The 26,963-nt window shown below is 64.6% G+C and carries 23 protein-coding genes and 1 tRNA gene; 12 read left to right on the top strand and 12 right to left on the bottom strand.

The features are described from left to right. Nucleotides 1-106: 106 nt before the first annotated feature. Nucleotides 107-658: a peptidoglycan-binding protein gene (locus tag ACGYK9_RS13385; RefSeq protein ID WP_394411973.1), complete on the top strand. Its 552-nt coding sequence runs from the start codon at nucleotides 107-109 to the stop codon at nucleotides 656-658. A gap of 54 nt (nucleotides 659-712) precedes the next feature. Here the strand turns inward: ACGYK9_RS13385 and ACGYK9_RS13380 are convergent, their stop codons facing one another. From ACGYK9_RS13380 to rpiA, 6 genes are all read right to left on the bottom strand, one after another. Further along, nucleotides 713-2,146 carry a Do family serine endopeptidase gene (locus ACGYK9_RS13380; protein ID WP_394412271.1) on the bottom strand — a complete coding sequence of 478 codons (1,434 nt, stop codon included), beginning with the start codon at nucleotides 2,144-2,146 and terminating at the stop codon, nucleotides 713-715. Nucleotides 2,147-2,381: 235 nt separating this feature from the next. After that, complete coding sequence (locus ACGYK9_RS13375) at nucleotides 2,382-2,576, bottom strand: DUF2065 domain-containing protein (protein ID WP_067266191.1); 195 nt, start codon at nucleotides 2,574-2,576, stop codon at nucleotides 2,382-2,384. After that, nucleotides 2,573-3,640 carry a protease modulator HflC gene (gene hflC / locus ACGYK9_RS13370; RefSeq protein WP_394411970.1) on the bottom strand — a complete coding sequence of 356 codons (1,068 nt, stop codon included), beginning with the start codon at nucleotides 3,638-3,640 and terminating at the stop codon, nucleotides 2,573-2,575. The genes ACGYK9_RS13375 and hflC overlap by 4 nt, the downstream gene beginning before the upstream one ends. Beyond that, nucleotides 3,640-4,854: an FtsH protease activity modulator HflK gene (hflK, locus tag ACGYK9_RS13365; RefSeq protein WP_271693330.1), complete on the bottom strand. Its 1,215-nt coding sequence runs from the start codon at nucleotides 4,852-4,854 to the stop codon at nucleotides 3,640-3,642. Before hflK ends, hflC begins: the two co-directional genes overlap by 1 nt. Before the next feature lie 68 nt (nucleotides 4,855-4,922). Continuing rightward, nucleotides 4,923-6,302 carry a glutathione-disulfide reductase gene (gene gorA / locus ACGYK9_RS13360; RefSeq protein WP_394411966.1) on the bottom strand — a complete coding sequence of 460 codons (1,380 nt, stop codon included), beginning with the start codon at nucleotides 6,300-6,302 and terminating at the stop codon, nucleotides 4,923-4,925. 90 nt (nucleotides 6,303-6,392) lie between these two features. Further along, nucleotides 6,393-7,181, bottom strand: coding sequence for a ribose-5-phosphate isomerase RpiA (gene rpiA / locus ACGYK9_RS13355; protein ID WP_067266197.1), 789 nt, complete (start codon nucleotides 7,179-7,181; stop codon nucleotides 6,393-6,395). A 253-nt stretch (nucleotides 7,182-7,434) separates the two neighbouring features. On the opposite strand from rpiA, the gene ACGYK9_RS13350 reads away from it, so the two are divergent. Both ACGYK9_RS13350 and ACGYK9_RS13345 read left to right on the top strand, forming a co-directional pair. Beyond that, the gene (locus ACGYK9_RS13350; protein ID WP_394411963.1) at nucleotides 7,435-8,808 is read left to right on the top strand and encodes an L-serine ammonia-lyase; all 1,374 of its coding nucleotides are present in this window, start codon (nucleotides 7,435-7,437) and stop codon (nucleotides 8,806-8,808) included. A gap of 94 nt (nucleotides 8,809-8,902) precedes the next feature. Next, nucleotides 8,903-9,814, top strand: coding sequence for a pirin family protein (locus tag ACGYK9_RS13345; RefSeq protein ID WP_394411960.1), 912 nt, complete (start codon nucleotides 8,903-8,905; stop codon nucleotides 9,812-9,814). 19 nt (nucleotides 9,815-9,833) lie between these two features. On the opposite strand, the gene ACGYK9_RS13340 is transcribed toward ACGYK9_RS13345, so the two are convergent. Next, a complete protein-coding gene (locus tag ACGYK9_RS13340) occupies nucleotides 9,834-10,418 on the bottom strand; it encodes a TetR/AcrR family transcriptional regulator (protein ID WP_394411957.1) in 585 nt (194 codons plus the stop codon). 75 nt (nucleotides 10,419-10,493) lie between these two features. On the opposite strand from ACGYK9_RS13340, the gene ACGYK9_RS13335 reads away from it, so the two are divergent. From ACGYK9_RS13335 to ACGYK9_RS13300, 8 genes are all read left to right on the top strand, one after another. Beyond that, nucleotides 10,494-10,862 (top strand): hypothetical protein, encoded by a 369-nt coding sequence (locus tag ACGYK9_RS13335; protein WP_394411954.1) that lies wholly within the window; start codon nucleotides 10,494-10,496, stop codon nucleotides 10,860-10,862. Nucleotides 10,863-10,978: 116 nt separating this feature from the next. Beyond that, nucleotides 10,979-12,265 (top strand): homoserine dehydrogenase, encoded by a 1,287-nt coding sequence (locus ACGYK9_RS13330; protein WP_394411951.1) that lies wholly within the window; start codon nucleotides 10,979-10,981, stop codon nucleotides 12,263-12,265. Between the two features lie 319 nt (nucleotides 12,266-12,584). Then, complete coding sequence (glpX, locus tag ACGYK9_RS13325) at nucleotides 12,585-13,547, top strand: class II fructose-bisphosphatase (RefSeq protein WP_394411948.1); 963 nt, start codon at nucleotides 12,585-12,587, stop codon at nucleotides 13,545-13,547. A gap of 54 nt (nucleotides 13,548-13,601) precedes the next feature. After that, nucleotides 13,602-15,341, top strand: a complete 1,740-nt coding sequence (gene recJ, locus ACGYK9_RS13320; protein WP_394411945.1) for a single-stranded-DNA-specific exonuclease RecJ — start codon at nucleotides 13,602-13,604, stop codon at nucleotides 15,339-15,341. Between the two features lie 117 nt (nucleotides 15,342-15,458). Beyond that, nucleotides 15,459-15,533 (top strand) — tRNA-Glu (locus ACGYK9_RS13315). A 615-nt stretch (nucleotides 15,534-16,148) separates the two neighbouring features. Further along, a complete protein-coding gene (locus tag ACGYK9_RS13310; protein WP_394410453.1) occupies nucleotides 16,149-16,865 on the top strand; it encodes a sugar transferase in 717 nt (238 codons plus the stop codon). A 71-nt stretch (nucleotides 16,866-16,936) separates the two neighbouring features. Continuing rightward, a complete protein-coding gene (locus ACGYK9_RS13305) occupies nucleotides 16,937-17,848 on the top strand; it encodes a CpsD/CapB family tyrosine-protein kinase (RefSeq protein WP_394411942.1) in 912 nt (303 codons plus the stop codon). Nucleotides 17,849-17,962: 114 nt separating this feature from the next. Further along, nucleotides 17,963-19,264 (top strand): GumC family protein, encoded by a 1,302-nt coding sequence (locus ACGYK9_RS13300; RefSeq protein ID WP_394411939.1) that lies wholly within the window; start codon nucleotides 17,963-17,965, stop codon nucleotides 19,262-19,264. A 5-nt stretch (nucleotides 19,265-19,269) separates the two neighbouring features. Here the strand turns inward: ACGYK9_RS13300 and ACGYK9_RS13295 are convergent, their stop codons facing one another. Continuing rightward, complete coding sequence (locus ACGYK9_RS13295; protein ID WP_394411935.1) at nucleotides 19,270-20,580, bottom strand: oligosaccharide flippase family protein; 1,311 nt, start codon at nucleotides 20,578-20,580, stop codon at nucleotides 19,270-19,272. A gap of 159 nt (nucleotides 20,581-20,739) precedes the next feature. Between ACGYK9_RS13295 and ACGYK9_RS13290 the strand changes: the two genes are divergently transcribed. After that, entirely contained in the window at nucleotides 20,740-21,945 is a 1,206-nt protein-coding gene (locus ACGYK9_RS13290) for a glycosyltransferase (RefSeq protein ID WP_394411932.1), read from the top strand. On the opposite strand, the gene ACGYK9_RS13285 is transcribed toward ACGYK9_RS13290, so the two are convergent. Genes ACGYK9_RS13285 through ACGYK9_RS13270 form a run of 4 tightly spaced genes read right to left on the bottom strand, consistent with a single transcriptional unit; the run spans nucleotide 21,942 to nucleotide 26,938 of the window. Further along, the gene (locus ACGYK9_RS13285) at nucleotides 21,942-22,790 is read right to left on the bottom strand and encodes a glycosyltransferase family 2 protein (RefSeq protein WP_394412268.1); all 849 of its coding nucleotides are present in this window, start codon (nucleotides 22,788-22,790) and stop codon (nucleotides 21,942-21,944) included. The genes ACGYK9_RS13290 and ACGYK9_RS13285 overlap by 4 nt on opposite strands. Continuing rightward, on the bottom strand, nucleotides 22,787-25,378 hold the full coding sequence (locus ACGYK9_RS13280) for a hypothetical protein (protein WP_394411929.1): 2,592 nt from the start codon (nucleotides 25,376-25,378) through the stop codon (nucleotides 22,787-22,789). The genes ACGYK9_RS13285 and ACGYK9_RS13280 overlap by 4 nt, the downstream gene beginning before the upstream one ends. Further along, the gene (locus ACGYK9_RS13275; RefSeq protein ID WP_394411926.1) at nucleotides 25,375-26,319 is read right to left on the bottom strand and encodes a hypothetical protein; all 945 of its coding nucleotides are present in this window, start codon (nucleotides 26,317-26,319) and stop codon (nucleotides 25,375-25,377) included. The genes ACGYK9_RS13280 and ACGYK9_RS13275 overlap by 4 nt, the downstream gene beginning before the upstream one ends. 4 nt (nucleotides 26,320-26,323) lie before the next feature. After that, nucleotides 26,324-26,938 carry a 4'-phosphopantetheinyl transferase gene (locus ACGYK9_RS13270; protein ID WP_394411923.1) on the bottom strand — a complete coding sequence of 205 codons (615 nt, stop codon included), beginning with the start codon at nucleotides 26,936-26,938 and terminating at the stop codon, nucleotides 26,324-26,326. Between the last annotated feature and the right edge of the window lie 25 nt (nucleotides 26,939-26,963).

Below are 26,963 nucleotides of genomic sequence, written 5' to 3'. Positions count from 1 at the left end.
CCAGCCCCCTTTTCGCGAGGTCACGGCGCGCCCGACATTGCGGTGGGCAAGGCCCACGCATCCGGCTAGTCTGCCCGCGAACAACAGGCGAGCCCGAGAGACCGGCATGACACAGCCCCTCCCCCCCAGAACCGCGCGGCGCTGCGCCGCTTTGCTGCTGGCCGTCGCGGCCTTGGCGGGCTGCGAGACGACGGCACCGGCCACGCCCCGCCCTGAGCCGGGGGTACTAGAGGCCACCCGCAACGGCCCCGCAGGCGCGCCGGAAGGGAGCTGCTGGGGCCGCACGGTCAGCCCTGCGGTGATCGAGACGGTGACCGAACAGGTCGAAGTGACCCCGGCCAAGATGAACCCCGATGGCAGCATCGCCAAACCGCCCGTCTACAAGACAGAGACCCGGCAAGAGATTGTGCGCGCGCGTGTCGACAACTGGTTCGAAACGCCCTGCCCCGATGTGCTGACGCCCGAGTTCAACAGCACTCTGCAACGGGCGCTAGAGGCGCGCGGGTTCTACGCGGGGCCGATCTCCGGCGAGATGGACAGGGCAACTCGGACAGCCGTCCGCCGCTATCAGGCCCAAGAGGGGCCGAACAGCGAGGTCTTGTCGCTGACCACCGCCCGGGCGCTCGGGCTGGTCGCAGTGCCCCGGCAAGAGGGCTGAGCCCGGAACGAAAAAGGGCGCCCGCAGGCGCCCTTTCCGAACCGTTCCGGCAGATCACTCCGCCAATGACAGCGCCACGAAGCGTGGGTCGCCTCCGCGGCGGACCAACAGCAGCAGAGAGCGGCGGCCCGCCTCTTTCGCCGCGGCGATCCGAGCTTCGAGATCGGCAATGCTCGACACCTGCTCCTGCCCGGCCTCGGTGATGATATCGCCCATGCGCAGGCCCTTCTCGAAGGCCTCCGATGTTTGATCCACATCCGTCACGGCAAGGCCGGTCATATCGTCATCGGCCCCAAGCTCCGCGCGCAGCTCGTCTGTCAGCGGCATCAGGGTCAGGCCCATCAGCATGGTCGACTGCGGCTCGGCCTCGGCCCCCTCATCGGCGTTGTCATCCATACCGGCAGGAACCGTACCATCAGCCTCTTCGCGGCGGCCAAGTACGACCTTGATGGTCTGGGTCTTGCCGTCACGCAGCACGGTCACGCGCACCGTCGCGCCCACGGGGCTGTTGCCCACCTGACGGACGAGACCACGGGTATCGACCACTTCGACACCATCGAAGGATTTGATCACGTCGCCGGTTTTCAGCCCCGCTTCACGCGCAGGCCCCTCGGGCACATCGGTGATCAGGGCGCCGACGGCTTTCTTGAGGCCCATGGCATCGGCCACGTCATCGGTCACGTCTTGAATGCGCACGCCCAGCCAGCCGCGGCGGGTCTCGCCATATTCCTGCAGTTGGTCAATTACGCGGGTGACGACATTCGACGCCATCGAAAAGCCGATCCCGATGGAGCCGCCGTTGGGCGACAGGATCGCGGTGTTCACGCCGATCACCTCGCCATCCATGTTGAACAGCGGCCCGCCGGAATTGCCCCGGTTGATCGCGGCGTCGGTCTGAATGTAATCATCATAGGTGCCCGACAGCGCCCGGTTGCGGGCCGACACGATGCCAGCTGAAACCGAGAAGCCCTGTCCGAGCGGGTTGCCCATGGCAATCACCCAGTCACCCACCCGCGCGGCGTTGCTGTCACCGAAAGAGACGAAGGGCAGCGGCGCGTCCGCTTCGACCTTCAAAAGCGCGATGTCGGTCTTGGGGTCGGTGCCGATGACCTCGGCAACCAATTCCTCACCCGAGAAGAATTCGATGGTGATCTCATCCGCGCTTTCGATGACGTGGTTGTTGGTCACCACATAGCCGTCTTCGGAAATCACAAAACCCGAGCCAAGGGCCGAGGAGCGGCGGGGCCGGTTGCCTTCGCCATTGTTACGGTCCTGAAACTCACGAAAGAAGTCTTCGAAGGGCGAACCTTCGGGCACGATGCCCTGCGGCCCGGTGCGGCCCTCAACCGTGGTAGAGGTGGTGATATTGACCACCGAGGGGCTAATTTTTTCGGCCAGCGGGGCGAGGCTTTCGGGTTTGGCCAGCGCCATGCTGGCTTGCAGGATCAGGAGGGTCAGCGCCATCACCCCCATCGCCATCGCTCGCATCCATTGGGTGTGTTGTGCTGTTGTGGACAGGGAAACCGCATTGGCCTGCATTCATCGTCTCCTGATTGTTCCTGTTGTTGCCAACGTGGGCAGAGTGCATTCCGAAAGGACGCGCTGCAACAGCAAAGATGGGGCCGATCACGGGCATTTCAACGGGTGGGAGTGTGACGATTTGCGACCCCGGCCTGCGAGGTCGTGGGCAAAACGGACGCCGTTTCACCCCGCCTGCTCGGCGTCACAACCCCAGTTGAAAGGCGAGCCAAACCAAGATCAACCCGGCCACCACCGCCAGCGCGCCAAGCTGGCGCAGCGCGGCCTCTGGGATGCGGCGGAGCATTTCGAGCATCTGTTCCAAAAACGAAGGGGCCAGTGCGTACACCAGCCCCTCGAAAATCAGAACCGACCCTAGAGCCAGTAGAACCAGCGTCATTCTTCCAGCGCCGCTGGCAGATCTGTCTCAGCCTCCGGTGCGGCGGGGGCTGGCGTGGCGGGGGCCGCGGGGGCGGCCTCCTCCTGCGTATCCTCTACCGCGGCGGCGTTATCTGCCTCCGGCGCAGGCTCAGCCGCGGGCGCATCAGCGGCAGGGGTCTGCGGTGGTGCAACCGCATCGACCGAGGTAGTGGCGCTGCGATCCGAACGCAGATAGTTAAAGAACTCACTGTCAGGCGACATCACCATGGTGGAGTTCTGCCCCTGCAAAGCCTGCTCATAGGCGCTAAGCGAGCGGTAGAACTCAAAGAATTCCTGATCCTTGCCATAGGCCTGCGCGAAGATGTTGTTCCGCTGAGCGTCCGCCTCGCCTTCAATGATCCGCGCGTCACGACGGGCCTCCGAGAGGATCTCTTCGTAGGTACGATCGGCAAGGGCGATGACACGCTGCGCGGCTTCGCGGCCACGGGCGCGTTCGTCGGTCGCTTCACGCTCACGCTCGGCGATCATCCGTTGCAGGGTCGCGTCGAAGTTCTGCTCGGGCAGGTTTGTCTGACGCAGACGCACGTCCACCACCTTGAGGCCAAGCGCCTGCGCGCGGGCGTCGGCGCGAACACGGATCTGCTCCATCAGGTCGGCCCGTTCGGGCGACAGGATGGTGTTGGATGTCACGCCCTGCGAACCAAGCACGGCACGGATTTGGCTTTCCATGATGCCGCCCATCTCGCTTTCAGCCTGACGTTCGCCGCCCGCACCCAAAGCTTGCCGGTACTGCACCATATCGTCGATGCGGTAGAGCACGAAGGCGTCGATCTCAAGACGACGGTCATCGGCGGGGGTGACTTCGATCACCGGGGTTTCCAGCGACAGGATGCGGTCTTCGTAGCGCACGACCTCATCCAAAAGCGGGACTTTGAACCCAATGCCCGGCTCGTTGCGGACCTGTTTGATCTGGCCAAAACGCAGCACCAGCGCCTTCTCGCGCTCGTCCACCACAAAGACAGCCGACAGGATGCCCACGATGGCGATCACCACGATGGGGATGATAAGACTTGTTTTCCGCATCAGTTCGACCCTCCGCCGCGCCGCAATTCATTGAGTGGCAGATAGGGAACGACGCCCTGCCCACCTTGGCCGCTGCCGTTTTCGAGGATGATTTTATCCACGTCGCCCAGCACCTTTTCCATGGTCTCAAGATACAGACGTTTGCGCGTCACATCCGGCGCGTTGCGGTATTCTTCCAACACGGCTTCAAAGCGGCTGGCCTCACCCACAGCGTCGTTCACGACGCGGGCGCGGTAACCTTCGGCGGCTTCCAGAAGCTGCGCGGATTCACCGCGCGCCTCGGCAGTGCGCCGGTTGGCATAGGCGTCGGCCTGACGCTCCACCCGGTCACGCTCCTGCTCGGCGGCTTGCACGTCGCGGAAAGCATCGACGACCGACTGCGTGGTGGTGTTGCCATTGGCATCGGTGACCTGCACGGTCTGGCTGGGCGGGTCGACCTTGTTCACGTTGACACGCAGCACGTTGATGCCGGTATTGCGATTGTCGAGGGTGTTCTGGATCAACTCCTTCACCCGATCCGCCACCGCGCCACGATCCCGGTTGAGGATCGGCGCCAGTTCGGATTGCGCAATGACTTCACGCATGGCGGATTCCGAGATCGCCCTGACCGAGGCTTCGGGATCGCGCAGCGAAAATTTGAAGTCGCGCGCGTTCTTGATGTTCCAGACCACTTGGAAGTCGATGTCGACGATGTTCTCGTCCGTGGTCAGCATCAAGCCTTCGTTGCCGCCGCCGCCGCGCCGCACGCCCAGCTCCTCGGTGCGGTTGGTGGTGACGTCGAAAACCTCCGCCGTGACCAGCGGCCAAGGCGCAAAGTTCAGACCCTCGGTGCCGATGCCCGAGAATTCGCCCAGAAACAGTTCAATCGACTGCTGTTCAGGCCGCACGGTGTAAAAGCTGGCAAAGCCCCAAAGCGCCACACCGGCCAAAAGCGCGATGCCGATGGTCGAGCGAGTCACGCCCGGCCCACCAGTGCCGCGACCGCCGCCGCCGGTGCCATTGCCCCGGTCACCGCCACGGCCCCCCATCAGAACGCGCAGCTGCTCTTGCCCCTTGCGCACCAGATCGTCGATCTCGGGCATCTGCGGGCGGTCACCGCCCTGCCCGCGTGGACCCTGCGGCCCGTCGTTGCGACCCCCGTTGCCCCGGTCTCCGCCGTTGCCCCGGTTGCCGCCTCCGCCGCCCCCCCAGGGGCCTTGCGAATTTCCTGCCATTGATATGTTCCCCTCTGGGCCGCCCATGCGGCCTATCGTTCCAAAAATTGTACGCTTTCGCGTGATATTCAAGCCGTGCGGGTCGGATTACGCATGGTCACCAGTTCTTCGGACATGGTCGGGTGCACCGCGCAGGTGGCGTCGAACTGCTCTTTCGTGGCGCCCATCTTGACCGCGATGCCGACCATCTGGATCAATTCGCCCGCGTTGGGTGCGACGATATGACAGCCCAGCACGACCCGCGTGTCGGCGCAGACGATGAGCTTCATCAGCACCCGGTCGGCCTTGCCCGCAAAAGCGCCCTGCATCGGTTTGAAAGAGGTCGCATAGACCTCAATCGGCCCCGCCTCCCGCGCGGCCTCCTCGCTCAGCCCCACGGTGCCCATCTCGGGTTGGGTGAAGATCGCCGAAGGCACCAGATCATGATCCACCGGCGTCGGGTTGCCGCCAAAGACGGTCTCGACAAAGGCCATGCCCTCGCGGATCGCCACCGGGGTGAGGTTGATGCGGTTGGTCACGTCGCCGATGGCATAGACGGAAGGCACCGCCGTCTGGCTGTATTCATCCACTTCGATCTCACCGCTGCGGCCCAGCTTCACGCCCAGGTCTTCCAGCCCCATGTCATCGCTGTTGGGGCGGCGGCCTGTGGCAAAGAGCACCTGGTCGAACATCTTCTCGGTGCCGTTAGTGGGTTTAACCTTCATCGGGCCGCTGCCGTCTTCGTGGCTCGGCGTCATCTCCAGAATGTTGGTGCCAAGATGCAGGTCGATCCCCTTTTCCTGCATCATCTCGGCCACCATGCCGCGGGCTTCGTCGTCAAAGCCGCGCAGGATCTGCGCGCCGCGGTAGTATTGCGTCACCTCGACACCCAAACCGTTGAGGATACAGGCGAATTCACAGGCGATATAGCCGCCGCCGATGATCAGGATCGACTTGGGCAGCTTTTCAATGTGGAACAGATCGTCGGAGACCAGCCCCAGTTCGGCATTCTCGATCTCGGGGCGCACGGGGCGGCCGCCGCTGGCAATGAGGATGTGTTTCGCGGTCTTCTCGGTGCCGTCGGACAGGGCCACGGTATGGGGGTCTTTGATCCGCGCGCGGGCGTCGAATGTGTCAACGCCGGAGTTCTTCAGAAGCTTGCGATAGACACCTTCGAGGCGGTCCAACTCAGTGTTCAGACGGCCTTTGAAGTCATGCCAGTCGAAGGGCCCGGCCTTAAGATCCCAGCCAAAGCATTTCGCCTCATCCACCACATCGGCATAGCCCGAGGCGAAGACCATCAGCTTTTTGGGCACGCAGCCCCGGATCACGCAGGTGCCGCCATAGCGGTCTTCCTCAGCCAGACCGACCTTGGCGTCATGTTCGCCCGCCGCGACACGCGCCGCGCGCACACCGCCCGAGCCGCCACCGATGACAAACAGGTCGTAGTCGAATTCATTCTTGGCCATTTGGCGCCTCTCTTAGTCGTTTTGGGTCTTGCGCGGGATCGCGCATATTTCGGTCTTGCGCGGGGTCGCGCGTGTCTCGCTTTGTCGGCGTTAATCGCTCAGGTCGGAAAACAGGTTGTCGGTCTCGACGAATTCCAAACGGTCGGTCGCCACGGTGCCTTCATTTATGTCGCGCACCTCTACCCTGCCATCCCCGTAACCGATCACAACCGCGTCACAGATATCTATAAACAGGCCGTTTTCCACCACGCCGGGCATCTGGTTCAGCACCAGCGCCAATTGCCGTGCGTTGCCGATGCGCCCCAGCCGCAGGTCTAGGATATAGTTCCCCTCGTCGGTGATGAAAGGCACCTCGCCATTCATCCGCAGGGTCGAGCTTTGGCCCAGCACATCCATCGAGATCAGCGTCTCTTCGACCAGCGCCTGCGTGGTCTGCCAGCCAAAGGGAATCACCTCGATCGGCAGGGGGAATGCGCCCAGATGATGCACCTCTTTGCCGATATCGGCGATCACCACCATCTGGTCGCTGGCCGTCGCCACGATCTTTTCTTGCAGCAGGGCCCCACCGCCGCCTTTGATGAGGTTCAGGTCACCATCGAATTCATCAGCCCCGTCAATCGTCAGGTCGAGCCATTTCGCCTCATCGAGAGAGATCACCTCGATCCCCACATCCCGCGCCAGTTGCGCGGTGCGCGAGGAGGTCGGCACGCCTTTGATCCGCAGCCCATCGTCGCGCACCATCTCGCCCAGACAGCGCACCAGCCACGCCGCCGTCGATCCGGTGCCAAGCCCCACGCGCATCCCGTCTTCCACGAATTCGCACGCCCGTTTCGCGGCCACGAATTTGGCCTTGTCGATCGGTGATAGGTCTCCGGACATCGGGTGCTCCCTTGCAGGCGTTTGCCGCGTTATAGGGCGAATTGGCATAGGGTGCGAGGGGCAAGTCGGCGGTTTTTGGCGGTGCCGCGTGGCGACAGGACGGGCAGAGCGCACGGCCTGTCGCTTTAGACGCGCCACGGGGCGGCGGGAAATGGTTGGATCGGGCCTAGGTCGCTTGCAATGCGCCAGAGGTCTGGGCGATACCCGTTCCACCGCGCCCGCCACCCGCAACCATATAAGGGTCCGCCATCTGATGTTTCTTTCGGTCTTCGACATGTTCAAAGTGGGCATCGGCCCCTCGTCTTCGCATACCATGGGGCCGATGGTGGCGGCGGGGCGTTTCCTTGACCGGATGCGCGCATCGCCCTTCCAATTCGCCGGGCTGCGCGCCTCGCTGCACGGCAGCCTCGCCTTCACCGGCGTCGGCCATGCCACCGACCGCGCCACGATCCTCGGCCTCGCCGGGTTCACGCCCGAGGACTATGACGCCGATGCCGCCGAAAAGGTGTTGGAAGAGATCAAACAGACCCGCCGCATCAGCGTCGACGGTCTGCCCGAACTGCGCTTCGACCCTGAGCGCGACATGATCTTTGACTATGACACCAAGCTTGCGGGCCATGCCAACGGCATGATGCTGATGGCCACCGATGCCCAAGGCGACGTGACCTTACGCGAGACCTATTATTCCATCGGCGGCGGCTTCGTGATGACCGAAAAGGAACTCGCCGCAGGCAAGGACACGGATGAGGGCGCGCCGGTGCCCTTCCCCTTCAAGTCCGCCGCGGAAATGCTTGAGATGTCGGCCAAATCCGGCAAAACCATCGCGGCCATGAAACGCGCCAATGAAGAGGCGCGTGGCGGTGCCGAGAACCTGCGCACCGGGTCGAAACGGCTGTGGCAGGTCATGCGCGACTGCATCGACCGGGGGCTGACGACCGATGGCATCCTGCCCGGTGGGTTGCAGGTAAAACGCCGAGCCAAGGGCATCTATGACGCGCTGATGGCCGAGCGCGGGCAGAACCAGTCCGCGCCGCATACGATCAACGATTGGATGAGCGTCTATGCCATGGCGGTGAACGAGGAAAACGCTGCAGGCGGTCAGGTCGTCACCGCGCCGACCAATGGCGCGGCGGGCGTGATGCCTGCGACCTTGCGCTATTACCTCGACCATGTCCCCGGCGCGTCTGAGGCGCATATCGAAGACTTCCTGCTCACCGCCGCCGCGATTGGCGGGCTGGTGAAATACAACGCCTCAATCTCGGGGGCCGAAGCGGGCTGTCAGGCCGAAGTCGGCAGCGCCGCCGCCATGTCCGCCGCCGGGCTATGCGCCGTGATGGGCGGCACCCCGCAGCAAATCGAAAACGCCGCCGAAATCGCGCTGGAGCATCACCTCGGCATGACCTGCGACCCGGTGAAAGGGCTGGTGCAGGTGCCTTGTATCGAGCGCAACGGCTTGGGGGCGATCAAGGCGGTGTCGGCGGCCTCATTGGCGCTGCGCGGCGATGGCACGCATCTTGTGCCGCTCGATGCCTGTATTGAGACCATGCGCCAGACCGGCGCGGACATGAGCGAGAAATACAAGGAAACCTCTCTCGGCGGGTTGGCGGTGAATGTGCCGAACTGCTGAAGCTGCGCAAATTTGCACAGCCTCCGTTCGCCGGGGCCAATTGTTGAGGTGACCGCTGCCCCCTATCTTCTGAGCAACTGCAAAGGAGAGCATCATGTCCCTCAGACCCACATTGGAAACCCGCCGCGCCACGCCCACGATGGAAGGCGCCGGGGTGAAACTGCACCGCGCTTTCGGCTTCCACGACCCGTCGGAGCTTGACCCCTTTCTGCTGTTCGACGACTTCCGCAACGAGCATCCGCGCGACTTCGAGAAAGGCTTCCCTTGGCACCCGCACCGCGGGATCGAGACGATTACCTATGTGCTCGAAGGCACCGTGGCCCATGCGGATTCGCTCGGCAATACCGGCGATCTGAACGCGGGCGACGTGCAGTGGATGACCGCCGGATCGGGCATCCTGCACCAAGAAATGCCGCGCGGGAATGCCAACGGGCAGATGCACGGCTTCCAGCTTTGGGGCAACCTGCCCTCGGCGCAGAAGATGACCGCGCCGCGCTATCAGGATATGAAATCCGCCGAGATCCCGGTGGTGACCGATGATGACGGCACAAGGGTCAAGATCATCACGGGCGAGTTCTGGGGCAAACGCGGCCCCGTCGATGGCATCGCCGCCGATCCGCAGTATCTGGATATCTTCGTGCCTGCGGGCGTGAAAAAGACCTTTCGCATCGACACCTACCGCCGGGCCTTTGCCTATGTCTTCCAAGGCGCGGGCGCTTTTGCCGATGCCTCCGCCCCTTCGGGCGTGCTGCTGGAGAAAGAAGTCGGCGGCGAGGAGGTGAACATCCGCGATATGTCGGGCGACCGCACGCTCATCCGCTTTGGCACCGGCGATGAGGTCACGGTGCAGGCCGGGGAGGAAGGGGTGCGTTTCCTGCTGATCTCGGGCGCGCCGATTGAAGAGCCCGTCGCATGGCATGGGCCGATCGTGATGAACACCCGTGCCGAGATACAGCAGGCGATGCGGGATCTGAACAACGGGACCTTCATCCGCCCCGCCCATTGACCCAAAGGGCCGTGGCCGCTCAGACGGTCACGGCCTTGCGCACCATATCCCAATATTGCGCCACCACCTCATCCAGCGACAGCCGTCCGCCCGCGCGGTACCAAGTGTTCACCCCCGTCAGCATGGCGATGATCGCCAGCGTCACGATCTTGGTGTCGGCGACGGCGAAATCGCCGCTCGCCACCCCGGCGCGCAGGATCGCCTCCAACCGATCCTCATAGTCGCGGCGCAGCCGCTCGATCACGGCGAAATTCTCCTCCGTCAGATTGCGCAACTCCATATAGGCGATGAAAACCTCATCGGGCCGGTCCGCGTGAAAACGGATGTGGAAGGCCACGAAATCCTGCAACTGCTGCATGGCGGGGCGGTTGGGGTCATGGGGCGTTTCGGCCAGCAGGTCAGTCATATGCGCCTGCATCAGGTCGAACAGCAGGCTCTGCTTGTCGGGGGTGTAGTTATAGAGCGCCCCGGCCTGCACGCCGACTTCGGCGGCGATGGCGCGCATCGACACGGCGGCATAGCCGCCCCGCGCGAAAAGCCGCAGCGCTGCCGCGCGGACCCGCGGGCCGGTGATATCGGAGTGGGAGCCTGTGGTTCTTGCCATGGCGGCAATTTAATGAACAAGCGTTCAAAAGCAAACCCCGCTTGCGCGAAGATCACGGCTGGGGCAGAACGAGGCATGACCCAAGCGCGCCCGCCCCGCCCCCTCTCGACCATCGCCCTGCTTCTGGGCGTCTCGCTGCTGGCGGGCTGCACGCAGTTTCCCGAACTCGACCGCACCATCACGCCCGCGTTGGAGGCCGACCCCTACCCCGATCTGGTCCCGATCGACCCGCTCTTGGCCAAGGCCACCGCCGGGCGGATCGACCCGGCGCGGACCGAAGCGGCGCTCACGGGGCGTGCGGCCAATCTCGAAGCCCGCGCGGCGCGCGTCAGCCGCACGAGCACCCAATCCGCCACTGCCGCGCGGGTGGCGCGGCTCAGGGCGCGCGCTGCAGAGCTACGGCGCGCCCGCCAAGCTGCCGAGGACAGCGAAAGAGCTGAATAAACGGCCATCCCCGTGATGCGTATGCGCGTTGCACGCAGGCGCCGAACCCGCTACATCGCGGCTATGCCCGGCCCCGCCTGCCGGGCCTTTCGGATCAGACCAGAAGGACCACCGCCATGTCTAAGCCGCTTCGCCTCGGGATTGCCGGATTGGGAACCGTGGGCGTGGGTGTGCTGCGCATTCTGCGCCAGCAGGCCGCCCTGTTAGAGGCCCGCACCGGCTGCGCGATGACGGTCTCGGCGGTTTCTGCCCGCACCCGGAACAAGGACCGCGGGCTGTCGCTTTCGTCCTATGACTGGGAAGACGATCCCGTCAAACTGGCGACCCGCGATGACGTGGATGTTTTCGTCGAACTGATGGGTGGCGCTGACGGCCCCGCCAAAGCCGCGACCGAAGCCGCACTGGCGGCCGGCAAGCATGTGGTCACCGCCAATAAGGCGATGCTGGCGATACATGGACAAGCGCTGGCCGAACAGGCCGAAGGCGCGGGCGTGGCCCTGCGCTATGAGGCGGCTGTGGCGGGCGGCATCCCGGTCATCAAGACGCTGATGGAGGGGCTTGCCGGGAATGAGATCACCCGGATCATGGGGGTGATGAACGGCTCGTGCAATTACATCCTGACGCGGATGGAGGACTCGGGCAAAACCTATCAAGAGATCTTTGCCGAAGCCGATGGGCTGGGCTATCTCGAAGCCGATCCGCAATTGGATGTGGGCGGCATCGACGCGGCGCATAAGCTGGCGATCCTGTCCTCCATCGCCTTTGGCACCAAGATCGACTTTGACGGCATCCAGCTTGAGGGGATCGAGCGGGTCGCCATCGAAGACATCCGCGCTGCCGCCGACATGGGTTATAAGATCAAACTGCTGGGCGTGACCCAGAAAACCGGCCGCGGGCTGGAGCAGCGGATGATGCCCTGCCTTGTGCCGCACACCTCGCCTTTGGGGCAGCTTGACGGCGGCACCAATATGGTGGTGATCGAAGGCGATGCCGTGGGCCAGATCGTGTTGCGCGGTGCCGGTGCGGGCGAAGGGCCGACGGCCAGCGCCGTGATGGCCGATGTCTGCGACATCGCGCGCGGGTTGCGCGGGCCGGTCTTTGGCCAGCCTGCCGGAACGCTTGAGCAAACCACCCCCGCCAGCAGCCAGCGCCCTGCCCCCTACTACCTGCGCATGGCGCTGGTCGACAAACCCGGTGCGCTGGCGAAAATCGCCACGGTGCTGGGCGAAGCGGGTGTGAGCATCTACCGGATGCGCCAATATGAACATGCGGATGTCTCGGCCCCCGTGCTAATCGTGACCCACAAGACCAACCGCGACGCGCTGCTGGAAGCGCTGGCAAATATGGACAAGACCGGCGTGCTGGCCGGTGAACCGGTGGCGCTGCGGATCGAAGAGGTCTGAGGCTGAGGGCCATCAGCCTGCCCGCGGGTGGGCGATGAGACGGTGCTTTGTGCCACTTTCTGGCTTAATGGTGTGCGCCCGCGGGGGCGCACCCAGCCCCACCAAATCGCCTACCCGGTCGCACCAAAGGTGCGCCTAGATAGACGGGCACGCCTTCGGCGTGACAAGGCGGGCAGGCGATGGCCCGGCGCCTACGGCTTGTTTCCGGGCCGGGGTGGCAGTTTCGGCTGAAGCGGCAGCCCCTTCCACAACCCAAAACTTGCCCCGAGGCCCGCGCAAGGGTACAGGACAGAAAACACATTGCACCCAAGGACACTCCATGACCGCTTCCGCCGAATTCCAAGACCGCATGCTCTCTCTGGGCCTCGCCCGCGTTTCCGAAGCCGCCGCGCTGGCCTCGGCCAAGCTGATCGGCAAGGGTGACGAGAAAGCCGCCGACCAAGCCGCCGTGAACGCCATGCGCGAACAGCTTAACATGCTCGATATCGCGGGCGTCGTGGTCATCGGCGAAGGCGAGCGTGACGAGGCCCCGATGCTCTATATCGGCGAAGAGGTCGGCACGGGCAACGGCCCCGGCGTGGACATCGCGCTCGACCCGCTGGAAGGCACCACGCTGACCGCCAAGGACATGCCCAACGCGCTGACCGTGATCGCCATGGGCCCGCGCGGCTCCATGCTGCACGCGCCGGACACCTATATGGACAAGCTCGCCATCGGTCCGGGCTTTGAGACCGATGTCGTCACCCTCGACATGAGCCCCGGTGAACGTGTCGAAGCGCTGGCCCGCGCCAAGGGCTGCGCGGCGTCCGACATCACCGTTTGCATCCTCGAACGCCCCCGCCACGCCGACATGATCGCCGAGGTCCGCGCCACTGGTGCGGCTATCCGTCTGATCACCGATGGAGACGTGGCGGGCGTGATGCATTGCGCCGACCCTGAAACCGGCATCGACATGTATATGGGCCAAGGCGGCGCGCCCGAAGGCGTCTTGGCCGCCGCGGCGCTGAAATGCATGGGCGGGCAGATGTATGGCCGCCTGCTGTTCCGCAACGACGACGAAAAGGGCCGCGCTGCCAAAGCCGGGATCACCGAATTTGACCGCATCTATTCGCGCGATGAGATGGTCACCCAAGACGTGATCTTTGCCGCGACCGGCGTCACCGGCGGCAACATCCTTCCGGGCGTGAAACGAGAGCCGGGCTGGCTGACCACCGAGACGCTGATCATGCGCTCGCGCACCGGTTCGGTCCGTCGCATCAACTACCGCACCCCGGCAGAGTGAGGGCCAGATCGGCCCTTACCCCACCCCCTTCTATAACGGCCAAATGAGGTCCGCATGAGCTTTCTCGGTGTCGAAACATCTTTGACCGGGCGGCGCTGGATCGGTCCTGACGTGGAACTGACCCGCGCGGCGGAACTGCTGGTGCAGCGCGCGGGCCTGCCCGATCCGGTGTGCAAAGTGCTGGCGCGCCGCGGCGTGGTCGATACCCAAGCGGCGGGCTTTCTGGCCCCCGCCCTGCGCGACCTGCTGCCCGATCCCCGATCCCTGCGCGATATGGAGGCGGCAGCGACGCGGTTTCTTTCGGCCCTGCAAAACCGCGAACGCATCGCGATTTTCGCGGACTATGACGTGGACGGCGGCTCTTCCGCCGCGCTGCTGCTGGTCTGGCTGCGCGACATGGGCCACCGTGCAACGCTCTATATCCCCGACCGTATCGACGAGGGCTATGGCCCGAATGACGAGGCGATGTCGGCCCTCGCCGCTGAGCATGACCTGATCGTCTGCGTCGACTGCGGCACGCTGTCCCATGGCCCCATCGCCGCCGCCAAGGGCGCGGATGTCATCGTGTTGGACCACCACCTTGGCGGCGAAACGCTGCCCGATGCGCTAGCCGTGGTGAACCCCAACAGACAGGACGAAGATGGCACGCTGGCACATCTCTGTGCCGCTGCGGTCGTTTTCTTGATGCTCGTCGAAGTGGGGCGACAATTGCGCGAAGCGGGGCGCAAGGGGCCGGACCTGATGGCGATGCTCGACTTAGTGGCGCTGGCCACTGTCGCCGATGTGGCCCCGCTCACAGGCGTGAACCGCGCCTTCGTGCGTCAGGGGCTCAAGGTCATGGCTCGGCGCGCGCGGCCCGGCCTTGCCGCCCTGTCGGATGTGGCGCGGATGGACACGGCCCCCACGGCCTATCACTTGGGCTTTCTGCTTGGCCCCCGCATCAACGCGGGCGGGCGCATTGGCCAAGCCGACCTTGGCGCACGGCTTTTGGCCACCGCCGACCCGCATGAGGCCGCCGCATTGGCCGAACGCCTCGACCAGCTCAACACCGACCGCCGCGAGGTTGAGGCCGCCGTGCGCGCCAGCGCCATGGCACAGGCCGAAGAGCGCGGCTTTGACGGGCCGCTGGCATGGGCCGCTGGCCCCGGCTGGCATCCCGGCGTGGTGGGCATCGTCGCCTCCCGCCTGAAAGAAGCCGCCAACCGCCCCTCTATCGTCATTGGTGTCGAAGACGGCATCGGCAAAGGCTCAGGCCGCTCGATCAGCGGCATCGACCTCGGCGCGCCGATTCAGCGTCTGGCTGCCGAAGGGCTGCTGATCAAGGGCGGCGGGCACAAGATGGCCGCAGGCCTGACCGTGGCGGAAGACAAGATCGACGCGGCGATGGCGCGCTTGGGCGAATTGCTCACCAAACAGGGCGCGCATTTGGCAGGCCCCGCCGACCTCAACCTCTGCGGCATGATGATGCCCGGCGCAGCCACCGTGGAGCTGGCCGAGATGGTCGACCAAGCCGGCCCCTTTGGCGCCGGCGCCCCTGCCCCGCGCTATGCCTTTGCGGACATGCAAATCCGCTTTGCCAAACGCGTGGGCGAGAACCACCTCAAAGTGAGCTTTGGCGACGGCCTCGGCGCGAATCTAGAGGCGATTTCCTTTGGCGCCTACGACGGCCCCCTCGGCCCCGCGCTGGAAAACCACGGCGGCGCGCGTTTCCACCTCGCGGGCCGTCTCGACATTAACAATTTCCGCGGTCGGCGCACCGTTCAACTGCGTTTGGAGGACGCCGCACGGGCCTGAAAACTTTTTCTGAAGAAACTTCATTTTTCCGCTTGCAGCCCCCCGCAGTATTACTTAAACGTCCGCTCACAGACAGAGCAGCACACACTAAACGCTGCACTGACCTGACAAAAGAGTGGCCCGTTCGTCTATCGGTTAGGACGCCAGGTTTTCAACCTGGAAAGAGGGGTTCGATTCCCCTACGGGCTGCCACTTTTCTTCTTCAGAATTCAAAGACAAGCCTCCAGAGGCACTAAAGAATCCCCTCGGAATCGCGCAGCTGATCCGGGATTTTGGCGCTTGCCCGCCTGCGCCCTGCGCCCAACTGTCGCCCATTTATCGCCCTGACATTATTGTGAGAATTGCGCGATGGCTGGTGGCTTGTGCCTCTGCAACCTCGCTATCCGAAGGCACATAAGCTTAGTGGCCGACACCTAAGACAGATGACTATCCGGAACTTCAGAACCCTATAAGTCTCATATTTATCAACGACTTAATATCTCACCTACGCCTGCGCACGCCCTCCCCTCCACCATCGAACGCCACACATCTGCACCCCATGGCGCCCCCATAAGGCCCTCAACTCACTCCTAAATTCCCACCTGCCCGCCGCCCCGCGAAACAGTCTGTTTCTGAGAAAAAGGATCGAATAAGGCGAAAAGGTGGTAACAAATGATACATATCCTACCTGAACGTATAGGCCGGATAGGTCGTTGAGACGGAGCGGTGCGAAGGCGCCGTGGGCCGAAACGGTCCGAATGAATGCGATTGAACCCTGGGGGGTTTGGAATGAAGTACTTTGACGCACACGGCCATGCCTATGGCTCGATGGAAGTGATCGCCGGTCCTGTGCTGGGCCGTGCACAGCCCGCCATGGCGGGGACTGCGGTGCTGCCCGCGCCGCGGGCGCTGGCGGCCCTTCGTCTGCGTCCGACCGGCCTTTATGGCCGCTACGCGAAACCGCTTCTCGACCGGCTGCTGATCCTCGCGTCCCTGCCCATTGCTCTGCCGATCATTGCGCTTTGCGCGCTGGCGCTGTGGATCGAAAGCGGTCAGCCCTTCTATACGCAAAAGCGCCTTGGCCGAGGCGGCAAAGGATTCTCCATCCTGAAGCTGCGCACCATGGTGCGCGATGCCGACGCGGTGCTGGAAAGCTACCTTGCCGCGAACCCCGCGATGCGGGCCGAATGGGACGAGATGCAAAAGCTGAAGGACGATCCGCGCATCACGCGGGTGGGCGCTTTCCTGCGGGCAACCTCGCTGGATGAGCTGCCGCAGCTTTGGAACGTGTTCAAGGGTGACATGAGCCTGATCGGCCCGCGCCCCATGATGCCCGACCAGCTTGAGATGTATGGCGATGCGAAAGCCTATTTCGCGCTGCGCCCTGGCATCACTGGGCTGTGGCAGGTCTCGGCCCGTAACAACAGCCGTTTCACCTATCGCAATGAGGTCGACGCCGCCTATCGCCGCAATCTGTCGCTGCCGATGGACCTGACCATTTTGCTGAAAACCGTCGGCGTCGTCTTGCGCCGAACCGGGTGCTGAGCAATGCTTGCCGCGCCCGGCAATAACGAGAAATCCAGCGCCTCATGTTCAAGAAATCGAAAGGGAAGACGATGAGAGACCTCTACGCATCCGATGCCCTCGGCGCGGATAACAGCGATGTGACGGCGCAGTTCGGCGGCCCGGGGATGCGCCACAGCATCCGCCCGCGCCGCACCGTGATCGACCATGAGGATGAGTTCGACGGCGATTTCTCCGAAGGCGACCTGACCTTTGAAGACAGCCTGCCCGCCGCCCCTGCCGTTTCCCGCTACATCGGTGACGACCGCGCGCCGCGCTGGCAAGATCTGCCCATCGCCACACCCGGCCCCGGCGGAGACATGCCGCTGGTCGACGATCACCGCAACAGCGCCGCCGCGCGGGCTTTTGATCTGCTGCGCACGCGGCTGCGTCAAACCACGCTTGAACACCGCTGGGTCAATATCGCCATCACCGCCCCCACCTCGGGCTGCGGCAACAGCTTTTCCGCGACCAATCTGGCGCTGAGCCTGTCGCGGGTACCGGGATCGCGCACCGTGTTGATGGACATGAACATGCGCAGCCCCGGTCTCGCCCGTGCCTTTGACATGCAGGCCCCCGGCGCGATGAGCGATCTGCTCAGTGGGCGTGCTGATCTGGGCAAGGGGATGCTGCGGGTGAGCGATACGCTCGCTCTTGGCCTGAACGACCGGGCCGAAGTGCACGCCGCCGAAATCTTGCAAGACAGCGCCACGGCGGAGACCCTGCTGCGCCTGCGCGCCTCGCTCCAGCCTGAAATCGTCCTTTACGACATGCCGCCGATGCTGGAACATGATGATCTCTCAGCCTTTTTGCCGCAATTGGACGGTGTTTTGCTGATCTCGGACGGCAGCCAGACTATGGCGCGTCACCTGCGCGAATGCGAACGGATGCTCGAAGGTCAGGTGCCGCTTTTGGGTATCGTGCTGAACCGCGCGCGGGCCTCCAGCCTGCCGAAATATGCCTGACACCCCCTGTCGCCGTCCTTGCTTGCGCCCTATTATCGCCCAAGTCATCTGATCTAGGCAGGGAAACTCCGCCGGGCAACGGTCGGGGGCTTTGGGCAGGTTGGAAAGAGGCACATGGGACCGATCTATACATTCGATGACTTCATCGACATGATCCGCCGCCGCGCGGGCGTGATTATCTTGATCACGCTTCTGGGCTGTATCGCCTCGGTCTATTGGGCGCTTGCTACCCCGCATGTTTACCAATCCTCCGAAGTCATCCAGATCGAGCAGCCCAAGATCGCCAATGATCTGGCCCCCTCTACGGTCGAAGGGTCTTCGGCGCGGCGTTTACAATTAATCGAACAGCAGTTGATGGCGCGCGGCACCTTGGTCGATATCATTCAACGCTTTGATCTTTATAACGATCTGACCGCGTTGCGCATGTCGGAAAAGGTTGATCTGCTGCGCCGTTCGGTCACCATCACCGGCGTCGCCGCCCCGCGCGAGGGCTATGCGGATGACGGCACCATCTCGGTCATGACCTTCACCGCCGAGATGGACAACCCCGCCGATGCGCAGGCTGTGGCCCGCGAATTCGCCGACCGCACGCGCCAGATGTCCGCCGCCCGACGCCAGAGCCAGACCCAAGAAACCTTGGAGTTTTTCCAGCGCCAAGAGCAGAACCTGATCCGCGACATTTCGGAGCTTGAGGCCGAACTGGCCGATTACCGGGCCGAAAACGACCTGTCGCTCGAAGGCAGTCTTGAGTTTCGCCGCGGCGAGATCAGCAGCCTCAATGACGCCATTCTTGAACTTGACCGTGAAATCATCGCCACGCGGCTGGCGCGCGATCGGGTCAACCCCGATGCCCGCGCCGCCACCATCGCCCGCGAACAGGCCGAGTTGGATGCCACGCTCGAAAGCCTGACCACGCAGCGCGACCTGCTGCAAGAACAGCGCGAAACCCTGACCGCCAGCCTGCAGACCTCGCCCGAGGTTGAGCGGGAATTGGCCCGGTTCGAACGCCGTCTGACCCAGTTGCAAGACCAGTTGGAAGTGATCACCGCCCGCCGGAACGAGGCAGAGGTGGGCTTCTCGCTTGAATCCGATCAACGGGGTGAGAAACTGATCACGCTGGAGCAGGCCGAACTGCCGGATTACCCCGTATCGCTCAGCCGCAAGAAACGCGCGGCGGTGGGCGGGATGGCCAGCTTAGCGCTGGCGCTGATCGTGGCCTTTCTGCTGGAACTGCGCCGCCCGGTGATCCGCTCAGCCCGGCAGATGACGCGCGAGACGGGGTTGATCCCTGTCGTCTCGATCCCCGACCTCAGCCCCCGCGAAAAGCGCCGCACCTTGGGCAAGGTATGGCAGGAACGCTTGAAGGCCGGCAAAGAGGGCCGCGCCGCGCGGATGGCCCGCAAGCAAAAGGGGTGAACCGCTCAGACCGTGGCGCTCAGCCCCAGCACCCGGTCCCAATGCAGCCAAAGCGCCAGCGCGCCGAGCGCCAGCCCCAAGAGGGCGAAGGTCAGATCATGCCGCGCGTCCCAGACGCCATGCGCCCTTGCGAGCCAGATCAGCACCAGATGCGACAGCACCATCGCGGCCCCCAACCCAATGAGCGCCCCCGGCAAACCGGCAGTGATCACCCCCAGCAGCAGCAGCCCCACCTGCAGGCTGGCCCTTGAGGCCGAAGAGATGAAGAACCGCCGCGAATCCCCCGCGGCCAAAGCCGCTTGATCATAGGTCATCCCGATCACCTGCGGCATCAGCGCCAGCGCCAGCATCACCAAGATCGCGCCGCTTTGCAGATAGCGCGGGTCATAGAGGACCGAGACCAACCACGGCCCCGCCAGCGCCATGACCACCAAAAGCGCCAGCAGCCCGCCGCTCAGCCCATAGCGCATCCGCTTGAGCTTGGGATGGTCGCCGCCCCCCGCCTCACGGTAGATCGGGATCATCACCCGCCCGGTGACGTTCTGCCCCAACAGCAGGGGGAAGCTGGCAAGGAAATAACCGATATTGTAGATGCCCAACCCTTCGAGCGAGAGGAACTTGCCCAAGATCGCCTTGTCACCCTGACTGGCGAAGAACCAGAACATGGTCGACAGGAAAATCCACTTGCCGAAATGAACCAACTCGCGCACCGCCGGACGCTCCCAACGAAAGCGGTTGCCCGGCCCCGGCAGGAAAGCATGGGTCAGCGCCAGCTTCGCCAAGGCGCTCACCACACCGCCGACCACCAGCGCCGCCACCGATTGATAGAGCGCCGCGCCCAAGATCATCACCGCGATGCCCATTACCTGCGATGTCAGGTCCAGCAGCGTCAGCCGCCCCATTTGCAGATGCCGATGCGCCGTTTCGATCCGGGTGGGGTTGAACCCGGCCACCACGAGGCTCAGCGCCGCAATGGGGAGATAGGTCAGCAGGAGCGGCTCGCCGTAAAACGCCGCCACCGGCCATGCCAATGCAGAGGCGGCCAACCACAGACACGCCCCCCGGATCGCTTGGATTGTCCAAGCGGTGTTCAGAAAATCCGGATCATCGCCACGCTTGCTCTGCGCGATGGAGGGGGCGATGCCCACGTCCGAGAACAGCATCAGCCCGACAATCACCACCTGTATCAGCGCCATCAGACCAAAGGCTTCGGGAAAGAGCAGCCGCGTCAGGATCAGGTTCGACGCCAGCCGGATCGCCTGCGACCCGCCATAACCCAAGACGATCCAAGAGGTCGAGCGCAATGCCCGTGCCATCAGGCGATTGCCCGTTACCGCTTGGGAAAGCTTGGAAAACACCCGTTGCTGCGCCTCTGCCAGTTCTCTGTGAAAGCCTAAAGCCTTGCCCGCCCTTGTGCCAGTGGCAAGCGGGCGGGTAACAAGGTTTATCAGCTCCAAGCCAAGGCCGCACCGCCCGTGAAGATCGCCTATATCCTCAACACCTATCCGCAGCCCTCGCATTCCTTCATACGGCGCGAGATCGCGGCGCTAGAGGCGGCGGGCCATGAGGTGGACCGTTTCGCCATGCGCAGCCCCGATGTCCCTTTGGTCGATCCGCAGGACAAGGCCGAGGCGGCAGCGACCCATTATGTGTTGGCCGCCGGTGGCAGCGCCCTCGCCCGTGCCGGTCTGCGCATGATGCTGCACGCGCCGCGGCGGTTCGGCCAAGCGCTGCGCGACGTCTGGCAGGCCGCCCGCCGGGCCGAGACGGGGTTGGCCCGCCATCTGATCTATCTGGCCGAGGCCTGTTATCTGCGCGCCCGGCTTGAGGGCAGCGACATCCAACATCTGCACGCCCATTTCGGAACCAACGCCGCGATGGTCGCGATGCTTTGCCACAGGTTGGGCGGGCCGCGCTATAGTTTCACCACCCACGGGCCCGAGGAATTCGACAGCCCGCGCGCCCTTTCGCTCGGTGCGAAAACCCACCATGCGGCCTTTGCGGTGGCGATTAGCCAGTTCGGGCGCAGCCAGATGTGCCGTTGGGCCGACCCGGAGGATTGGCCGCGCATCAAGGTCGTGCATTGCGGCATCGAGCCCGCCAAATTTCCGGCCCCCGCCCCCCTGAGCGATGGCCCGCGCCGTCTCGTCTCCATCGGACGGTTTGTAGAGCAAAAAGGCCAGCTTGCCCTGATCGACGCCATGGCCCGGTTGCGTGACAGCCACCCCGATCTGCATCTCACCCTAATCGGCGACGGCCCCCTGCGCCGCGCGATCGAGGCCGAGATCGCCCGCCGCGGCCTGCAAGAACGCATCACCCTAACCGGCTGGGTCGATGAGGCCCGCGTGACGGCGGAACTCGGCGCCGCCCATGCGCTTGTGATGCCCAGTTTCGCCGAAGGTCTGCCCATGGTGGTGATGGAGGCGATGGCCGCCGCCCGCCCGGTGATCGCCACCTATATCGCAGGCACGCCGGAATTGGTGCAGCCGGGCGAGACCGGATGGCTGGTGCCCGCAGGCGATGTGGCGGCCTTGGCCGAGGCGATGGCCGCCCTGCACGACGCCCCCCTCCCCGCGTTAGAGGAAATGGGCACGAAAGCCCGCACGCGGGTCTTTGCACGCCATGATGTCGCCCATGAGGCCGCGAAACTCGCCCAGCACATGCAAGAGGCCGCCCGCTAGCGCCCCCGCACCCAGCGGTTGGCGCTACGCAGAACCGGCGCATGGATCGTCAGCCGCACGGCCACAAAGATCAGCGCGCCCAAGGGATCGGCCAGCGCCCGCCGCCAAAAGGGGCGCAGTCGGTCATGGGGATCGTCGTTGCGCATCAATTCGGGGAACAGCCGCGCGACCTCGGCCACGCCTGCATCCTGCCGCCGGCGCACCCGCACCAACGGCGCGAAACCTTCGATCATCGGCCAGTCATAGCGGGCGGGCACGGCGATACGCTCCTCGGGGCGAAAGTTCAGCCGCGCGAAAGTGTCGTCCGAGATGATATCGGGCCACGCCCCCCACCGCGCCCGCCCGGCGCGGTTCATCGCAAAGACGCCAAAGCCCGGCACGCCATGGGTCATGAAACCGGTCGTCCGCCAGAACCGTGTGTAATGGCGCGTTACCCAATCGCCTGAGGTCGTCACCCGCGGCACACCGCTGCCATAGCGCGGCGCGTCCCCCGCCAGCGCCTCTTGCAACTGGCTCAGCAAGTGCGGAGAGACCAGCACATCTGCGTCGAGATAGACCAGCACGCCCCCCCGCGCCGCCGCCTCACCCGCGTTCCACGCGCCAAGCTTGCCACCTTGGGCCAGTTCCAGCACCCGCAACACCCAGCCCCGCGCCTCGAACGACGGGATCGCCGCGCGGGCAAGTTCGGCGGTGTTGTCCGAGCAGCCATTCGCCACGACGATCACCTCAACCGGCCCCGCCAGCGGCGCGGAGGCGCAGAGCGCATCAAGGCAGGCGGGCAGCCAGTCGGCTTCATCATGGGCGGGGATCAACACGCTCACCCCGTGGAACGCGCCGCTGGTCATTTCCATGCGGCCAAAGCGTCCCACCGCGGATTGCCGTCCGCCAGATAGCGCAGCGCCCCCCAAGAGCCCCATTTCGTCGGCGCATAGACATCGGCGTAATGGGTGAAAAGCTGCCCGCCCACGGCCAACCAGCCCGCCATCAGATCGGTATAGAGCGCGCCCATCTCGGGGGCGTAGTTCAGATGGTGAAAGAACGCGGTCAGCCCTTCGTCATTCACCTGCGCGCCGAGGCCGACCACATGGCTGCCGCCTTCGTACATCACCAGATCGAGGTCATGCGCCCGGGCCACGGCGGCGTGATGGAGCCAAACGCGGCCAATGAGATCGGCCAGCGTGTCAGTCTCCAAGCCGCTGGTGCCCCCGTTGCGCAGGTCCTGCTCCGCAAGGGCTGTGGCCGCATCAAAGCGGTGGGCCGCGATATAATCGGCCAAAGCGCCGGCGCTGAGCCCCTGCGCCTCCCCCTCGCCGCGGGCCTTGGCAAGGCTATCGGCCAGCCAGCCGCTGACCAATTCGGCATTCTCCTCCAACCCCAGCACGCCGCCGAAATACCCGGTGATCGCATAGGCATCAAAGGCCGTGGCGGGGGGGCTGTTGCCCGTCTGCTCGGCCACGTAAAGCGGCGCGTCCAAGGCTTCGCGCTCAAGCCCTAACCACCCGGTTTGGCTCGCGATCACATTGCGCAACCGCGCCTTGGCCTCTCCGCCAAAGACATCCGTCCAGATGCGTGCCACTTCGGCGGCCCGTAGACCGTAGAACTGCATCCCCTTCTCGGCCTCATCCCAGCGGGCCTGCGCCATCTCATCGGCCCATTGGGTCTGGGCGAATTGCCAGTTCCACACCTCGTTCGAGAACTCCACATAGGCATTGCGCTCGCCCTCCAACGCCTCTTCGACATAGGTCGCAAAGGCGGTCACATAGCCATCATCCGCCAGATGCGGCATGTTAAACCACGGGTCGATCCCCAGTTCATTGGCCAATGCGACCATCACCTCCACCGGGACGCCGCGCAGGGCATAGGTCACATCCTCCGGGCGCGGACGGTCCTCCCAAGTGGCGATGGGGCTGTCGTTGGTGGCCATCCAATCCATGAAGCGCAGCACCTTCATCCCCGTCAGATGCCGCGTCCAATCGGGGTTGAAGCGTGCTCCGGCGTCGTAGTCAGCGACACGGTCCTCCCGCACCACGGTGATCTCACGCGGCGGGTTGTTGCGGTGCATGCGCTGGATGCGAATGTCGACACTGCCCGGCCCCGGCGCATAGTCGAACCGCACCTCGTTCTTGCCATAGCGTACATTCTCGGCGCGGCCCGTCACCTCGATCACGCCCTGTCCTTTGAAACGCAGCAAGTAGCGACCCTTGAGCGTCGTCGCCTGCGCCGGCATGTCGGTGAGGATTAGCGTGCCAATGCTGCCAAGTTCGCGCGGCATCTTCACCGGCCAGCCCTCGGCATCGAGATAGCCGCCTTCGACCAACTGCGCATATTCCATCCCGCCAAAACGCCCGGCCACATGGCCAAGCCACGGGCGGGCGGTTTTCATTAGGTCGAGGAAAGGGGCCTGCACGCTCCAATCCGCAATGGCGGCGAGGCCAATGCCCATGTCGCGGGTGCCCGCAACGGCCTCCTCGGGGGCGGTAATCTCAAATGGGGCTGGCGGATCGAGAGGTTTCGCCGCCTCGGGCGCATCGCTGTCCGGGCTGGGCGCGGGCGGGCCGGTCGGAGCAATCGGCGCGGTCTGGGCGTTGTCCTCGGCCACGGGCTGCGTCGCGGGGGGCGCTGGCATCACGGCACCGCCCTGATAGTCCTGCACCGCCTCCCAGGCCACCCGTTGCAGGGCACGGGCAAGATCAGGCTCCGGCGTGTCGAAAGTCTTGCCCCAGCGGTCATTGAAATCCGTCGGCAGCCCCAGCGGGTCTTTGCCCGTCAGCGTGGCATATTGCACCATGGCGACGAAGTAGTGGCCGAGGTCGTTCAGATGGATGTCATCCGCGAAGAGTGCGTCGATCCCGGTCAGCCCGGGGAGGTTTTCGGCAGCGAGCTCATCATACAGCCGGGCCATCGCTTGCCCGGCTGGGATCACCTCGATTGTCGCGTTCTCCGAACTGCGCCCCGCACGCATAGCCGATGCGATCCCCTCCCACGCGGGCAGATCGCTCTCCAACCTCTCGCGCCACGGGATATGGGCGTGATCGTCATAGGCCACCGCCTCCCCACTGCCGCTTTTCAGCGAATGCCATGTCTCTTGCAGATAGACTTTCACTTCCGGATTGGCCGCCGCCGCAAGATCAAAGAAGGCCTGCGCATAGACTTCGGTGTCCGACCAGCGGGTGTGATTGGCCAGCGGGATCGCCTCGGTCAGGATGAGATGGGTGATATCCCCTTCGGGCAGCAGCGCACGGGCATCGACCCCCTCGGCCCGGTCCGATTCATCCCAATTGTAGCGCAGGGGCGCGCCGTTGATGATCTGCGCGCGCACTTCGCCTTGGCCCACCCCGGCGCGCAGCGCCTCTTGCAGCATATCCGGCCCGTCGGCCCCGAAAAGACTGTGGCCCACCATCAGGACCGAGAACAGCCCGCCCAGACCGCTCATGCCGCGACCCCGCTGTCGGGATGGGCGCGGACCACGTCCCAGACCACCCGCTGCATCAGCCGCGCGGCCTCCGCGCTTGGCGCCTGCGCCGGGGTGCCGTCGGCGCGCAGCATTTCGTGCGGCAGCCCTGCCGGGTCGCGGTGATAGAGGGTCGCGTAATGGGTCAGCGCCACGAGGTAAGCCCCCTGATCGTTAAAGTGGATCGTATCGGGGCGGCCATTCTCATCGCGCGAAAAGAGGTCATGCAGGCTGATGATACCGCCCACCCCACCGGCGGCATCGACCGCGCGGACAAAGGCCGCCATGACCTGCCCCGCGGGAATCAGATGAATGGGCACCTCCGCTTCCTGCAAGGCGGGGTAGATCACCTGCCGCCGCCAGTATTTATCCAAGTCCCGGTCGATGCGATTGAGCCAGCCGTGGCCGTCATCCGTGTGGTGCCACGTCTCATAGAGGTAGACGCGGGTGTCGGGCCGGGCGGCATGGGCCAGCCGCGCCCAATGGGCAAGGTAGTCGGGGCTGTCGTGATAGCGGATGGCATCGGCGATCTCGACCATTTCGGTCAGCACCACCGCGTCGTAATCGCCCGAGCCGATGGCCGCCCGGGCGGGCTGGTGCTGCGCGTGATCGTTGGACCGCTCGAACCCGTTCACAGGCACATCCGGCTCCCAATGGTCGCGCAGCGAACTGCCCCACCCGGTCTGGCTGTGATAGCTATGCCCCGCCCCTGCCATTTGCGCCAACATCGCGGGCATGTCGCGGCCCACCAGAGAATGCCCCAGATGATAGACCTGCAGCGGTCCCGAAGGCGCGCTCAGCGGCGTGGCATAGAGTTCCTCCGCCCGGTCCTGCAACTGCGCCCGGCGAAAGACCCAAGACCCGCCGCCGAGACTGGCAAGCGCGGCGCCCCCCAGAAAGAGACGGCGTGAGAGTGCGACCATGAGATCAAGCTCCTTTGCGATCAATCTGCCCAATCGCCACCCCGCTGACAAGGTGGCCCGCCACCGACGCGATCCGCCCCGGCAGCTTATCGCCGCGGCTAAAGCCCTCAGTATCTTGGGTAAATCGCGCGTCGAAGGTGGTATTATCGCCAGATAGGGTGACCTCGAGCCGATCAAAGCCAAAAAGCGCCTTGGTCGCTGGATACTGCGCCTTATAGGCCGCCTCCTTGGCGCAAAAGATATGTTTCGCAGCCGCTAGGTCCGCACCGCCGAGGCGGGTGATTTCCGCCGGAAGGCAGATTTCGGTGAGCAGGTCTGCGGGCAGTGGGCTGTCGTCTTCGATGTCGACGCCGAGGGTCTCCACCTCTGCCCTGCGCGCCAGAACCGCGATGCACCAGTCGTCACAGTGGCTGATGGACCCGGTCAGCCCGGGTGGCCAAATCGGCGCGCGGTCGGCGCTGGCCAGCACCGGCGCGGGCGGATGGCCAAGCGCCTGCATCGCCTCCCGCGCCGCGTGGCGTCCGGCGGTGAATTCGGCTGCACGCTTGGGTCGTGCCCGTGCGATGAGGGTCGCCTCGTCCCCCAGCAACGGCGGATAGGCTCCGTCGGGTCGGGTCACGGCAACAGCGACCGGGAGATCGAAA

Source organism: Sulfitobacter sp. 1A15258 (assembly GCF_043557045.1).
In the GTDB taxonomy this organism is placed as follows: domain Bacteria; phylum Pseudomonadota; class Alphaproteobacteria; order Rhodobacterales; family Rhodobacteraceae; genus Sulfitobacter; species Sulfitobacter faviae.
Note: the sequence above shows the minus strand (reverse complement) of the source record. Positions and strands in the feature narration are given on the sequence as shown.

What these genes read in the sequence shown, in the direction of transcription:
- ACGYK9_RS13385 (WP_394411973.1), top strand. Translation starts at nt 107, where the DNA reads ATGACACAGCCCCTCCCCCCCAGAACCGCGCGGCGCTGCGCCGCTTTG.
- ACGYK9_RS13380 (WP_394412271.1), bottom strand. Translation starts at nt 2,146, where the DNA reads ATGCGAGCGATGGCGATGGGGGTGATGGCGCTGACCCTCCTGATCCTG.
- ACGYK9_RS13375 (WP_067266191.1), bottom strand. Translation starts at nt 2,576, where the DNA reads ATGACGCTGGTTCTACTGGCTCTAGGGTCGGTTCTGATTTTCGAGGGG.
- hflC (WP_394411970.1), bottom strand. Translation starts at nt 3,640, where the DNA reads ATGCGGAAAACAAGTCTTATCATCCCCATCGTGGTGATCGCCATCGTG.
- hflK (WP_271693330.1), bottom strand. Translation starts at nt 4,854, where the DNA reads ATGGCAGGAAATTCGCAAGGCCCCTGGGGGGGCGGCGGAGGCGGCAAC.
- gorA (WP_394411966.1), bottom strand. Translation starts at nt 6,302, where the DNA reads ATGGCCAAGAATGAATTCGACTACGACCTGTTTGTCATCGGTGGCGGC.
- rpiA (WP_067266197.1), bottom strand. Translation starts at nt 7,181, where the DNA reads ATGTCCGGAGACCTATCACCGATCGACAAGGCCAAATTCGTGGCCGCG.
- ACGYK9_RS13350 (WP_394411963.1), top strand. Translation starts at nt 7,435, where the DNA reads ATGTTTCTTTCGGTCTTCGACATGTTCAAAGTGGGCATCGGCCCCTCG.
- ACGYK9_RS13345 (WP_394411960.1), top strand. Translation starts at nt 8,903, where the DNA reads ATGTCCCTCAGACCCACATTGGAAACCCGCCGCGCCACGCCCACGATG.
- ACGYK9_RS13340 (WP_394411957.1), bottom strand. Translation starts at nt 10,418, where the DNA reads ATGGCAAGAACCACAGGCTCCCACTCCGATATCACCGGCCCGCGGGTC.
- ACGYK9_RS13335 (WP_394411954.1), top strand. Translation starts at nt 10,494, where the DNA reads ATGACCCAAGCGCGCCCGCCCCGCCCCCTCTCGACCATCGCCCTGCTT.
- ACGYK9_RS13330 (WP_394411951.1), top strand. Translation starts at nt 10,979, where the DNA reads ATGTCTAAGCCGCTTCGCCTCGGGATTGCCGGATTGGGAACCGTGGGC.
- glpX (WP_394411948.1), top strand. Translation starts at nt 12,585, where the DNA reads ATGACCGCTTCCGCCGAATTCCAAGACCGCATGCTCTCTCTGGGCCTC.
- recJ (WP_394411945.1), top strand. Translation starts at nt 13,602, where the DNA reads ATGAGCTTTCTCGGTGTCGAAACATCTTTGACCGGGCGGCGCTGGATC.
- ACGYK9_RS13310 (WP_394410453.1), top strand. Translation starts at nt 16,149, where the DNA reads ATGGAAGTGATCGCCGGTCCTGTGCTGGGCCGTGCACAGCCCGCCATG.
- ACGYK9_RS13305 (WP_394411942.1), top strand. Translation starts at nt 16,937, where the DNA reads ATGAGAGACCTCTACGCATCCGATGCCCTCGGCGCGGATAACAGCGAT.
- ACGYK9_RS13300 (WP_394411939.1), top strand. Translation starts at nt 17,963, where the DNA reads ATGGGACCGATCTATACATTCGATGACTTCATCGACATGATCCGCCGC.
- ACGYK9_RS13295 (WP_394411935.1), bottom strand. Translation starts at nt 20,580, where the DNA reads ATGGCACGGGCATTGCGCTCGACCTCTTGGATCGTCTTGGGTTATGGC.
- ACGYK9_RS13285 (WP_394412268.1), bottom strand. Translation starts at nt 22,790, where the DNA reads ATGACCAGCGGCGCGTTCCACGGGGTGAGCGTGTTGATCCCCGCCCAT.
- ACGYK9_RS13280 (WP_394411929.1), bottom strand. Translation starts at nt 25,378, where the DNA reads ATGAGCGGTCTGGGCGGGCTGTTCTCGGTCCTGATGGTGGGCCACAGT.
- ACGYK9_RS13275 (WP_394411926.1), bottom strand. Translation starts at nt 26,319, where the DNA reads ATGGTCGCACTCTCACGCCGTCTCTTTCTGGGGGGCGCCGCGCTTGCC.